Here is a 12222-nt window from a genome sequence, read left to right as displayed (position 1 = left end):
GTCATCAATGTGAGGGGTGTGCGTGCTCTTCCCCATCGGCGTGCGGGTGATCTGTCTCTGCGCTGCCGGCTTCCGCTTCAACCTCGGGCTGGATAAAGGCGTTGAAAATATACTCCGATACGTGGGCGATCTCCTGGTAGGTCAACACCTTGTCCCAGGCCGGCATCTCGCTGCCGTGACTGCCGCTGGCGATCTCATTGAACAGGCGTTCGCGATTGAGCTTGTGGCGTGCGGCCGGGTGGCGGTAGTCGCGGGGACGCGGCAGGATGAAATAGGCCCGGGGCCCGTTGCCATCCCCCGTGACGCCATGACAGACCGCGCAGCTGGACTCATAGAAAAGCTTGCCCCAGGCCGCCTCCCCCACCAGACCGTGGGGCATGGGCTGTGCCATATAGGCGGGATCGAAGCGGCCGTCTCGGATCATTTTGTCCTCCTCGGCCGGTGCGGCGGATTCGGCACTGGCGGAATCCGGCAGTCGCATGAACGCCTCACGCATATAGTCCACCACGGCGATGACCTCCTGCGGCTTCAGCTGCGTGCCCCAACCGGCCATGGCGGTATTCGGCCGTCCGTAGGTCACCGAAAAAATCATCCGGTTCCGGCTCAACTCCCGCGCCGACTGTGGCGTGGTGAAATCGCGCGGTGGCGGCAGGAAGCTGTCACGCGCCCGGGAGCGGGCATCTCCGCGGTCGCCGTGACAAACCGAGCAGTAGTCATGGTAGATCCGGGCCCCATTGGGCGACTGTCCGGTACCCTCGCCCGCTGTTTGAGCCGCCCGCGCAGCCCCGCCCATGTGCAGCAGGAGCGCTGTCAGCAGCAGGCCGAATGTTTTGCGTTTCATAATTTCTGTCGATCCTCGATCCGCGCCTGGGGCGCCAACTAAAATCATCACTGGCCTGGATATTGCAATTACCATTCCATCGAAGGGTCACTCGTGGCTGGCCAGCGTAATAATTCAGGAGTATTTAGGGTGAAAGCCGGATATCTCGTCATGATCATGGCACTGTCGGCCGCCGGTTGCGGCAATCAGTCAACAGAAACAGCAAACCAGGCGGATCTTGTGGAGCAGGTTATCGCCCAGCAGACACAGGCAGCCTCCCCCACTGCGAACCCGCATGCCGGGATCCCCGGCTACAAGGCGACTGGTGACAGCGCACAACCACAGATCCTGGTCGGCAACCAGGGGCAGGTCAAGTTTGTCCAGCAGGCCGGAGGCTATACCTATGCGGAGGTAACGACTGACCTGGGCCCGGTTTGGGTCGCCGCCAATCGCAGCGCCGTCGAGGTTGGGCAGCAGGTCAGCTGGCGGGACGGTGCGGTCATGCGCAATTTCCACAGCAAGGCGCTGGATCGCTCTTTCCCTGAGATCATCTTCATCTCCTCCTTCATCACCGAGAGCGGTGATGGAGTCCAGGGTAAGGTGATTTCATCGAGCCAGAGCGCAGGCTACAGCTACCTGGAAGTGGAAACGGACAGCGGGACCGTCTGGCTGGCCCTGCCCGCCATGCGTATCGAGAACGGTGACCGGATTCGCTGGATTGGCGGGGCGGAAATGCAGAACTTCCACAGCAAGACCCTGGACAAAACCTTCGATGCCATCTGGTTCATCAGCTCTGCCGAAAAGCTGAAAAGCACCGGCTAAGGGCGCCCCCGGTGGGCCCGCTTCCAGGAAACGGGAAGCGGACCTTCCCATTTCCGGGAATCTTACCCAAACTCACCCCCTTTCTTCGACGCCTGTGGTCGCTTAGCAGCCGGCGCCGGACAACCCTGGCGCCAACCCCGACAATCCTGACATACAGGGATAAAAGTGCCTGATCTCCCGGTTGGACAAGGTGCCGGCTGGGATGCCCGTGGTATTTAGGCTCGCGCAAAAATAAGTTTCGGTATTCGGTCGCCACTGGACCCCGCTGGCGGCGTTACGCTTTTTGCCAAGGGAACAGCCATTGCCTGCAAAGCGTGCCTTGCCAGCGTGGCCCAGTTACGCCCTCGGTACTGCGAAATTATTCTTGCGCGAGCCCTTAGTGCAGGAAATCGGACAGACCACCCTCATCCAGGCCACCTGAATGGCCGAAGATCAGGCGATTGAGGGCGAGTCGACATTCGCCATCCAGTTCGTCAAACATCAGGCCGACGCCCTGTTCGGCGCAGCGCACCACGATCGCCTCGATCTGCATGTGGCACTGGGGACCGGACGTTCCGAGCATCAGGGAGGCCTCGAGGGTAGCATTTACCGGCAGTTGAATGCGCCCGATATCGACGAACATACCGCCCATACCGATGTCGCGGATGCAGCCCCGCACCAGCCCGAGGCTGGGATAATTCAACATGGTATAGAGGGTGACCGGTCGGCGCGGTGAATTGCGATGTTCCACTGCTTGCTATGCCTCCAGAGAGTTGAAAAACACCAGGGCGCCTACTCCTACTCCGATAGGCAACCTGGTGACTTTCTCTTAATATAGACCAATTATCCTACGCCAATGTGACGCAGGACTAATTCCGGCGGATTCGCCGCCCGCAGCGACACCGTTTAAATCACCCCATGAAAAAGAACATAAAAATTGATATAAATCAGTCAGTAACCCCTGGATTGCCGCGCCGCCTGGCGGCCATGCTGTATGACGCCCTGTTGGTCTTCGGCCTGTTGCTGCTGGCCTCGATGGTGGTTACCCTGCCGGTGGGGATGCTGGCCGGCGAGGCGGCCTCGCAGGCGCTGGCGGAGAAACTGCTGTTCAGGATCTGGCTGGCACTGGTGCCGCCGGCGTTCTTCCTGCTGTTCTGGCTGAAGGGGGGGCAGACCCTCGGTATGCGCTCCTGGCGCCTGCGGGTGGTGCGCGATGACGGCTCGCCGCTGCAGTGGCCCGACGCCGCGAAACGGCTGCTCTGCGCCCTGCTCTCCTGGCTGCCGTTGGGGCTGGGTTATCTGTGGATCCTGGTCGATCGGGACGGGCTGGCCTGGCACGACCGCCTGTCGGGAACCCGGCTGATCCTGCTGGCAAAACGGTAAGAACCGCGTCAGTGCACGCGACGTGCAAACCAGAAGCCGATGCCGAGAAACAGCAGCCCCGGGAGCGCGGCCGCGAACAGCGGATTCAGCGAGTAGACCACCGCCATGTGGCCGAGCACCTTGTTCAGCAGGAAGAAGGCCAGCCCCATCAGGGCACCGGCAAAGATCCGCTGGCCGATACCCACCGAGCGCAACACCCCGAACACGAACGGCACCGCCAGGAACACCATCACCAGGGTGATCAACGGCATGATCACCTTGCTCCAGAAGGCCACCTCGTAGGTGGTCGCCTCCTGGCCGTTCTCACGCATGAACGCAATGTATTGATAGAGCCCCCAGACCGGCAGCATGGTGGGACGGACCACCACCACATTGAGGATATTGGGATTGAGCATCGAGTCCCAGGTCGCCTCGTCGAGGGTGCGGCTCTCCACCCGGTCGACCAGGAAACGGGTCTGGTTGATGCCACGCAACAGCCAGTGCCCATCCTGGTACTGGGCAAAGTCGGCATGGGTGGAGACCAGCAACTCGCGCTGCTCGGAGAACTCGTAGATGTAGATATCCCTGAGTTGCGAGCCGGGAAGAATCTGGCGGATATTGACGAACGAGCTGCCGTCACGAGCCCAGAAGCCGTATTTCGATTTCAGGGTGATCTGCTGGCTCATCTTGCTGGCGCGCATCCGTTCGGCGTACTGCTCGGTATTGGGCGCAATCGCCTCGCCGATGACCAGCACCACCAGCATGGCCAGTAGACCCGCCTTCAGCACCGAGGCGATGATCCTGGCCAGGGAGACACCGGCCGCGCGCATCGCCACCAGTTCGGAGTTGTTCGCCAGGCCACCCAGACCGACCAGACTGCCCAGCAGTACCGCCATGGGGAACACCTCATAGGCGCGGCGCGGCAGAATCAGCAGCACATAATAGAACACATCCGCCGTGGTGTAGTCGCCCGTGCCGACACTGCCCAGCTCATCCATCAGGGTGACGAAGCCGACCAGCACCACCAGGATCACCAGGGTGAACAGGATATTCAGCAGCACGCTGGTACCGATATACCTGTCCAGTACTCTCATGCCCGCTGACCCCACAGCCGCCGGCGCAACACGCGGAACATGCGCGGGGATTTGTACAACATCACCGCGCCGCCCAGCAGCAGCATGAACGGATGCACCCACCAGCGCCCCATCCAGGCCGGGGTGACGCCGGAAACCATCCAGTTACCGGATACCGCCTGCAGATTGAGGAACAGAAAATAGCACAGCAGCGCCAGCAGCAGGCGTCCGTAGATCCCCTCCCGAGGCAGTGACTTGCTGAGCGGCACGCTGAGAATGGTGAACACCAGCACCGCGACCGGGAACATGAAGCGGTACTCCAGTTCCGAGCGCAGGCCCAACTCTTCCGTGTTGAACAGTTCATCGGTGGGGATCGCCTTGTTCGGCAGCTTGTCGCCGACCTGGTCGCGCCGGTCGATGAGGATCGCATACTTGTCGAAATCGCCGACGGCGTAGTCGTTGTGACCCGGGGTCCCCTCATAGCGGTGACCGCGGGTCAGCACCAGGTAGAGGTCGCCCGTATCCGGATCGGTGTACTGGTAACCTTCGGTGGCGGTGATCAGGCCCAGCTTGCCGTGCTGCCGGTTCTGCACAAAGACATTGCGCATGCGCCGCTTGTCCTCGCTCATCTTCTCCACATAGAAGACCAACTCGCCCTGGCTGAACTCGTTGAAGCGGCCGGCCACCGCCATGCCCAGTTCGGTCGACTCCGCCTTCTGCTGCTGCATGATCTCCGCCTTGTTGGCATTCACCCAGGGGACCAGCCCCAGGGTGAACCAGGCCACCACCAGGGCCACCGGCACGGCCACCAGGGCGAAGGCGCGGTAGATGCGTGCCAGGCCGACGCCGCCGGCCGCCAGGGCGGTCATTTCACTGTCGCGATACATGCGGCCGAGGGTGTAGAGAATGGCGAAAAAGAAGGTGGGCGGGGTGACCGGCCCCAGCACCTGCAACACCTCCAGGCCCAGCAGCCGGGTCATCACCTCGCTGCTGATGGAACCGACGACCGCGTCCTGCAGGATCTTGATATAGCTTTGGCTCACCACGATCAGCATCAGCACGGTCATGATGGCGAGAAACGACCTGGTCACTTCCCGAAGAATGTAGCGATCGATAATCGGCAGCATAAAAAGCGTTCTGTTGAAAAAACCGCGGCATGGTCCCGCATCGGTGGTAAGGACCTGTCAATAAACAACTGCTACATCCTGCTGGTCTTTTCGTCCGCCTTCGGCGTTACGGCAAGACTTACATAGCACGACTATGCGCGCCTTGCCGTGCCTTGAAGGCAAACGAAAATCCGGCGCAATATGCAGCAGTTATTTCCTTCCAGGCCCTAAACGGCCATAATTCTTGTAGACTATTACCACAATGGCTTACCGGACGGGTTGTGTACGACGCAACCGGCACCCTCACGGGATCGGCAGAAACCGCGATGGATAGTACATCCTGGCCGGGCCGTGGGCAAACCGGCGGCAACCGCGCCCGTCACGCCACGGCAATGCTAACGACAGACAAACAACAACCTTTCAGGGAACCGCTATGGAATACCATGTGAAATCAGGCGACCCATCCGCACAGCGCACCGCGTGCCTCGTGCTGGGTGTCTTTACCCGACGGCAACTGGCCGGACCGGCAAAACAGATCGACCAGGCCAGTAACGGATATCTCAGCGCCATTCTGAAGAAGGGCGACATGGATGGTGAGACCGGTCAATCCCTGATGCTCTATGACATCCCCAACATCCAGGCCGAGCGCATCCTGCTGATCGGGCTCGGCGTGGAGAAGGAGCTGACCCTGAAATCGGCCATCACCGCCTGGGCGGAAGCCGTCAAGAGACTCAACGAGAGCAGTGTCATCGAGGCCACCAATGCCCTCTGCTCCCTGGAGATCAAGGAGACCGACACCACCCAGCTGCTGCGCGAATCGGTAATTGCCACGGAAGAACAGATCTACCGGTTTGACCAGTGCAAAAGCGAGGCGAAGCCGCCCAAACGCCCACTGAAAAAACTCGGCCTGTTCATCGGCGAGGAGAAAAAGAGCCAGGCGGTGCTGCGCGCCATCGCCCAGGGCGAGGCGATCGCCGGCGGCATCACCCTGGCCAAAAACCTGGCCAACCTGCCGGGCAATCTCTGCACCCCGAGCTATCTGGCGGATCAGGCCCGGCAACTGGGCAAACAGTCGTCCAAGCTGAAGGTATCGGTGCTGGAGGAGAAGCAGATGCAGGCCCTCGGCATGGGCTCGCTGCTCTCGGTCTCCCGCGGCAGCCGCGAGCCGGCCAAGCTGATCGTCATGGAGTACCAGGGCGGCAAACCGAAATCCAAGCCGGTGGTGCTGATCGGCAAGGGTCTCACCTTTGACGCCGGCGGTATCTCCCTGAAACCGTCAGCCGCCATGGATGAGATGAAATACGACATGTGTGGCGGCGCCAGCGTAATGGGCGCCATGGCCGCCTGCGTCAGGCTGGAACTGCCGATCAACCTGGTGGTAATCGTTCCCTCCTCGGAAAACCTGCCGGATGGCGCCGCCAACAAGCCGGGGGATATCGTCACCAGCATGTCGGGACAGACCATCGAGATACTCAATACCGATGCCGAGGGCCGGCTCATCCTGTGCGATGCCCTCACCTACGCCGAGCGTTTCAACCCGGCCGCCGTGGTGGATGTCGCCACCCTGACCGGCGCCTGCATCGTGGCCCTGGGTGCCCAGGCCTCGGGTCTGATGAGCAACGATGAGCCGCTGGCCGCCGAGTTGCTGGCGGCGGGTATCCGGGCCACCGACCGCGCCTGGCAGCTGCCGCTATGGGAGGAGTATCAGGAGCAGCTGAAGAGCAACTTCGCCGACATGGCCAACATCGGCGGCAAGGGCGCCGGCACCATCACCGCCGCCTGCTTCCTGTCGCGTTATGCGAAAAAGTTCAAATGGGCACACCTGGATATCGCCGGCACCGCCTGGAAAAGCGGCGACCAGAAGGGCGCCACCGGGCGGCCGGTGTCGCTGCTCGCCCAGTTCCTCCTGCAACGGGCAGGCCAGATAAAGTGACCCGGGTCGATTTTTATATTCTCGGCGACCAGGCCGCCGGCGACCGCTTCCAGCTCGCCTGCCGCCTGGTCGACAAGGCGTGGCAGCAGGGACATCGTGTCTACCTGCACACCAACTCGGATGCCGAATCGCGCCATCTGGATAAACTGCTGTGGACCCTGCGGGAGGAGAGCTTCATCCCCCACGGCCTGATCAACGAGAGCGACGGGGCACTCACGCCGGTACTGATCGGACACGGTGAACAGGCGGGCGACGAGCACGATGTGCTGATCAACCTGGCGGCCGCGGTACCCCCGTTCTTCAGCCGCTTCTCCCGGGTGGCCGAGCTGATCGACAAGGACCCGGCGGTGCGCGAGGCCGGGCGTAACCGCTTCCGCACCTATCGCGACCGCGGCTACACCCTCAATACCCACAACTTATGAAAAATTGTCAGGACGTAACTACTCACGGGGTGATTGGCCTGCCTTTCCGGCCTCACACGATGGCTTATCTCCTCGAATCCAGCCCCCTTTTCAGCGCCGGCCCAAACTCGCTTCGCTCAAACAAGGGCAGGCTTGAATCTGAAAACGGGGCTGGATTCGAGGCGCCATCAAGATCGGCCAACAAGGCAGGCCAATCGCTTGCAGACCGGGTGAGTAGTTACGTCAGGATAAACTATTTCCACGGTTGCAGGCCGCCCGCCAGGGTGCGGCACAGGGATGGGCCTGTCGCATGAAAAATTGGCAGGAGAGGCAATTTCCACGGCCGCAGGCCGCCCGTCAGGGTGCGGCACAGGGATGTGCCGCATGAAATTCAAATGGCCATTGAGTAGGACATCCCCGGAACCTCCCCCCACGGAGGCGACCCTCGCGGTCGATCACGAGGGCATCCCGATCCTGCATGAGGTGGTGGAACCGGACGAGCTGCAGCCAGCAGACAATACGAACCCGGATCAGCCCGACCTGCCGCTGTTCGATGCCCCTCCAGACGCATCCGCTGACCCGACCGCGGTCGACCTGGACGCCGTGCGCGAGGAGCTGCGTAACGAGATGCTGGGAGTGATCGAACAGACCGCCGCCGCCGTGGCAGAACGCTTCCGCGACGACCTGGAGCACAGGCTACGGGAAGAGCTGGTCCGGACGCTGGATGAACGGCTGCTTCAGTCGATCTATCGCGAACACTGCAACGACCCCGAGTAGCCGCTGGCAACTGCCGGCTCCTTATCAAGCGCCCCCCTTGGATCTCCGCCCCCCGCCAAGATCGCGGCAAAGCGCGCCTTCCGTGGGTGTATCAGCCAAATGCAGGCCAAACAGAAACCGGGAGTAGGGGCAGGCCCCTGTGCCTGCCCTTCTCAGGCAGTGCCGCAACCATCCGGGCAACCACGGGGGGTTGCCCCTACCGGAGCCTCTATCAATCAAGGCCAGATGTAGGGTGGATAAGCCGGTAGGCGCATGCCATCCTCAGGTCCGTAAACGGTACATCCATGTACCACTCCTCACCAATGCCCGCGAGAACCTGGCCATAGGGCGGGCCGTGCCCGCCACGACAGCTACACCCTGATTCACGGCGCCCACGGGGCGCCCTGTATCCGTGGAAGCGGACAGGAAAACTACAACTCCACCTCGACCCGTTCCACCTTCTGGAAACCGCGCGGCAGCTTGTTGCCGCGGCGTCCCCGCTCGCCCTGATAATGCTCCAGGTCGCTCAGCTTCAGGGTGATGAAGCGCTTGCCGGAGTGGGCGGTGAGGCGCCCCCCCTCGGGCACGCAGGCCACCGCCACCACGAACTCGATCCGATCCTCCACCCGCTTGGCGGGGATGCCGATGATCTTGTTGCCCTTGCCGCGGCTCAGGGCCGGCAGTTCGGAGACCGGGAAGCTGAGCATCCGCCCCTCGTTGGTGATGGCCACCACCCGGTCGCGCTCGCGGTCGCTCACCTGGACCGGATGCAGCACCTTCGCCCCCTTGGGCAGGGTCAGCAGCGCCTTGCCCGCCTTGTTCTTGGCGTACAGCTCCTTCAGTTGCACCAGGAAGCCGTAGCCGGCATCGGAGGCGACCAGGTACCACTGCTCCGGATCGCCGCCCAGCACCACGCTGAAGGTGGCGCCGCTGACCGGCGACAGGCGCCCGGTGAGGGGTTCGCCCTGGCTGCGCGCCGACGGCAGGGTGTGGGCCGGCACCGAGTAGCTGCGCCCGCTGGAATCGATAAACACCACCGCCTGGTTGCTGCGCAGATGGGCCGCATCCAGGAAACCGTCCCCGGCCTTGTAATTCAGGCTGCCGGGGTCGATGTCATGTCCCTTGGCGGCCCGCGCCCAGCCCTTCTCCGAGAGGATCACGGTGACCGGCTCGCTCGGCGCCAGATCGGTCTCGGCCAGGGCCTCGGCGGCCTGGCGCTCGACGATGGGCGAGCGCCGCGCATCGCCGTACTTCTCCGCGTCCTCCTGGATCTCCTTGCGGATCAGGGTGGTCATGCGCTGTTTGGAACCGAGGGTCTTCTCCAGCCACTCCTGCTCCTTCGCCAGCTCATCCTGCTCGCCGCGGATCTTCATCTCCTCCAGGCGCGCCAACTGGCGCAGCTTGGTGTCCAGGATGTAGTCGGCCTGCAGCTCGGACAGGTCGAAGCGCTGCATCAGCACCGGCCTGGGCTCGTCCTCGCTGCGGATGATGCGAATCACCTCGTCCAGGTTGAGAAAGGCGACCAGCAGGCCATCCAGCAGGTGCAGGCGATCGCGCACCTTGCCCAGGCGATGCTCCAGACGGCGGCGCACGGTCTCGTAGCGGAACTCCAGCCACTCCCGGAGCAGGCGCAGCAGGTTCTTCACCTGGGGCTTGCCGTCGAGACCGATCACATTCATGTTGACCCGGTAGGTGCGTTCCAGATCGGTGGTGGCGAACAGGTGCGACATCAGCCGCTCCACGTCGACCCGGTTGGAGCGCGGCACGATCACCAGGCGGGTCGGGTTCTCGTGATCCGACTCGTCCCGCAGGTCCTCCACCATGGGCAGCTTCTTGGCCTGCATCTGCTGGGCGATCTGTTCCAGCACCTTGGCCCCGGAGACCTGGTGCGGCAGCGACGTGATCACCACGTCACCCTGCTCGCGGATATAGCGGGCGCGCATGCGGATGCTGCCACCGCCCGTTTCATAGATCTTCAGCAACTCCTCGCGCGGGGTGATGATCTCCGCCTCGGTGGGATAATCCGGCCCCTTGATATGCTCGCACAGCTCCTCCAGGGTGCTCTTGGGGCTCTCCAGCAGGCGGATGCAGGCGCTCGCCACCTCGCGCAGGTTGTGTGGCGGTACATCGGTGGCCATGCCCACGGCGATGCCGGTGGTGCCGTTGAGCAGCAGGTTGGGCAGGCGCGCCGGCAACATGGCCGGCTCCTTCAGGGTACCGTCGAAGTTGGGCACCCAGTCCACCGTGCCCTTGCCCAGTTCGGCGAGCAGCACCTGGGCGTAGGGGGTGAGGCGCGCCTCGGTATAGCGCATGGCGGCAAACGACTTGGGATCGTCGGCGGAACCCCAGTTGCCCTGCCCGTCCACCAGGGTGTAGCGGTAGGAGAAGGGCTGGGCCATCAGCACCATCGCCTCGTAACAGGCGGAATCGCCATGCGGATGGAACTTGCCCAGCACGTCGCCCACGGTGCGGGCCGACTTCTTGTGCTTGGATCCGGCGGAAAGCCCCAGCTCCGACATGGCGTAGATGATACGCCGCTGCACCGGCTTCAGGCCGTCGCCGATAAAGGGCAGCGCCCGGTCGAGAATTACATACATGGAGTAATCCAGGTATGCCTTCTCGGTAAACACCTTCAACGGCATCCGTTCGATGCCCTCGATACTCTGGTCGATTCCGCTGCTCATATCACCCTGTCAAATCGGTTACTGGGGAGGGGGATCATACGAAAAGTGCCGGCAGATGTCACAGGGAGAGTGCGCAATTCCGTTGGTGAGCAGGGAGACCGCAGGGAGTCGACGCAGGTTAACTAGCCACGGCTACTTCTCGGCCCCTAATTGGCGGGGGACTTGTACTCTCGCCAAGACGCAAAGCACGCCAAGGAATACCAACCCCTTATCTTAAACTTTGCGTGCTTGGCGCCCTTGGCGAGCATTGATTGTTAGGGGTCGGAGTCAAGCCGGTCGGAATGAATCAACCGATTCCCGGACATACGCGGCTTGACTCCGACCCCCGCGATATCGAAATCAACGGGGGATCGTCAGCCAATAAGTGTCGGGAATGACATAAAACAGCACGGCGAAGAAGTGGAAGATACTGCCGGCCAGCACGAACAGGTGCCACACCGCGTGATGGTAGGCCAGCCGTTCCCAGGCGTAGAAGATCACCCCCAGGGAGTAGAACAGACCACCGATCACCAACAGGGTCAGCCCTTCGAGCCCGATGGCCTCCAGCATCGGCTTGATCGCCGCCAGGGCCAGCCAGCCGAAGCCGAGGTAAATTGCCAGGGAGACCTTCGGGTAGCGCTGTTCGGTAAACAGCTCGAAGATCATGCCGACAATGGCGATGCCCCAGACGGTGCCGAACAGCCACCAGCCCCAGCTCTCGCGCATGCTGACCAGGGCAAATGGGGTATAGGTGCCGGCAATGAGCAGAAAGATGGTGGCATGATCGATCTGGCGAAGAATCCGCTTCGCCCGGGGATGGGGAATGCTGTGGTAGAGCGTCGAGGCGGTATAGCAGAGGATCAGGGTGGCGCCATAAATACTGCTGCTGGTGATGTGCCAGGCGTTGCCGTAGCGCGTGGAGAAGGCCACCAGCACCGCCAGCCCGGCGATGCTCAGGACAGCACCGATACCGTGGGTAACCGCGTGGGCGATCTCTTCACCCGGACTGTATTCCGACGCCAGCGCTTTCGCAGCCATGATGACCTCCTCGATCCAGATCCCTTTATCCAGGGTTCGGAGTCAATCCCGGTACGACAGGGTAAAAATAGACACCGCCAGGCGGCTTGACTCCGCCCCCGGTGTTGAACGAACGTTTATTTTAGGATGGTCCGCGCCGCTGGGAGTGTCAAGGTCGGGCGGGGTCGCGGAGTCCCCCTGCCCCTGGATGACAAAGGTTGCCGTTTGACGCCACGGGCTGAATAATAGTTTCATTCGAGGAGTGGTGCAGGGATGCACCGTTTACGGAC

The 12222-nt window shown here is 62.2% G+C and carries 11 protein-coding genes; 5 read left to right on the top strand and 6 right to left on the bottom strand.

All coding sequences use genetic code 11. The features are described from left to right. Nucleotides 1-4: 4 nt before the first annotated feature. On the bottom strand, nucleotides 5-841 hold the full coding sequence (locus O9K64_RS06445) for a c-type cytochrome (RefSeq protein ID WP_275097254.1): 837 nt from the start codon (nucleotides 839-841) through the stop codon (nucleotides 5-7). A gap of 150 nt (nucleotides 842-991) precedes the next feature. On the opposite strand from O9K64_RS06445, the gene O9K64_RS06440 reads away from it, so the two are divergent. Next, a complete protein-coding gene (locus tag O9K64_RS06440; protein ID WP_275097253.1) occupies nucleotides 992-1642 on the top strand; it encodes a hypothetical protein in 651 nt (216 codons plus the stop codon). A gap of 376 nt (nucleotides 1643-2018) precedes the next feature. Here O9K64_RS06440 and O9K64_RS06435 read toward each other — a convergent pair whose 3' ends face one another. Then, a complete protein-coding gene (locus O9K64_RS06435; RefSeq protein ID WP_275097252.1) occupies nucleotides 2019-2372 on the bottom strand; it encodes a PilZ domain-containing protein in 354 nt (117 codons plus the stop codon). Nucleotides 2373-2539: 167 nt separating this feature from the next. On the opposite strand from O9K64_RS06435, the gene O9K64_RS06430 reads away from it, so the two are divergent. Continuing rightward, nucleotides 2540-3004, top strand: coding sequence for an RDD family protein (locus O9K64_RS06430; protein WP_275097251.1), 465 nt, complete (start codon nucleotides 2540-2542; stop codon nucleotides 3002-3004). 8 nt (nucleotides 3005-3012) lie between these two features. On the opposite strand, the gene lptG is transcribed toward O9K64_RS06430, so the two are convergent. Both lptG and lptF read right to left on the bottom strand, forming a co-directional pair. Beyond that, nucleotides 3013-4077 (bottom strand): LPS export ABC transporter permease LptG, encoded by a 1065-nt coding sequence (gene lptG, locus O9K64_RS06425; protein WP_275097250.1) that lies wholly within the window; start codon nucleotides 4075-4077, stop codon nucleotides 3013-3015. Next, complete coding sequence (gene lptF / locus O9K64_RS06420) at nucleotides 4074-5183, bottom strand: LPS export ABC transporter permease LptF (RefSeq protein ID WP_275097249.1); 1110 nt, start codon at nucleotides 5181-5183, stop codon at nucleotides 4074-4076. The genes lptG and lptF overlap by 4 nt, the downstream gene beginning before the upstream one ends. A gap of 412 nt (nucleotides 5184-5595) precedes the next feature. Between lptF and O9K64_RS06415 the strand changes: the two genes are divergently transcribed. From O9K64_RS06415 to O9K64_RS06405, 3 genes are all read left to right on the top strand, one after another. Beyond that, nucleotides 5596-7095: a leucyl aminopeptidase gene (locus O9K64_RS06415; protein WP_275097248.1), complete on the top strand. Its 1500-nt coding sequence runs from the start codon at nucleotides 5596-5598 to the stop codon at nucleotides 7093-7095. After that, nucleotides 7092-7517 carry a DNA polymerase III subunit chi gene (locus O9K64_RS06410; RefSeq protein WP_275097247.1) on the top strand — a complete coding sequence of 142 codons (426 nt, stop codon included), beginning with the start codon at nucleotides 7092-7094 and terminating at the stop codon, nucleotides 7515-7517. The genes O9K64_RS06415 and O9K64_RS06410 overlap by 4 nt, the downstream gene beginning before the upstream one ends. A 363-nt stretch (nucleotides 7518-7880) precedes the next feature. After that, nucleotides 7881-8273: a hypothetical protein gene (locus O9K64_RS06405; RefSeq protein WP_275097246.1), complete on the top strand. Its 393-nt coding sequence runs from the start codon at nucleotides 7881-7883 to the stop codon at nucleotides 8271-8273. A gap of 410 nt (nucleotides 8274-8683) precedes the next feature. Here the strand turns inward: O9K64_RS06405 and parC are convergent, their stop codons facing one another. Together parC and trhA are read right to left on the bottom strand one after the other, a co-directional pair. After that, entirely contained in the window at nucleotides 8684-10936 is a 2253-nt protein-coding gene (parC, locus tag O9K64_RS06400) for a DNA topoisomerase IV subunit A (protein ID WP_275097245.1), read from the bottom strand. A 339-nt stretch (nucleotides 10937-11275) separates the two neighbouring features. Beyond that, nucleotides 11276-11953 (bottom strand): PAQR family membrane homeostasis protein TrhA, encoded by a 678-nt coding sequence (trhA, locus tag O9K64_RS06395; protein ID WP_275097244.1) that lies wholly within the window; start codon nucleotides 11951-11953, stop codon nucleotides 11276-11278. Nucleotides 11954-12222: the final 269 nt, after the last annotated feature.

It is taken from the genome of Sedimenticola hydrogenitrophicus, from assembly GCF_029017505.1.
Taxonomy (GTDB): Bacteria; Pseudomonadota; Gammaproteobacteria; order Chromatiales; family Chromatiaceae; genus Sedimenticola; species Sedimenticola hydrogenitrophicus_A.
Note: the sequence above shows the minus strand (reverse complement) of the source record. Positions and strands in the feature narration are given on the sequence as shown.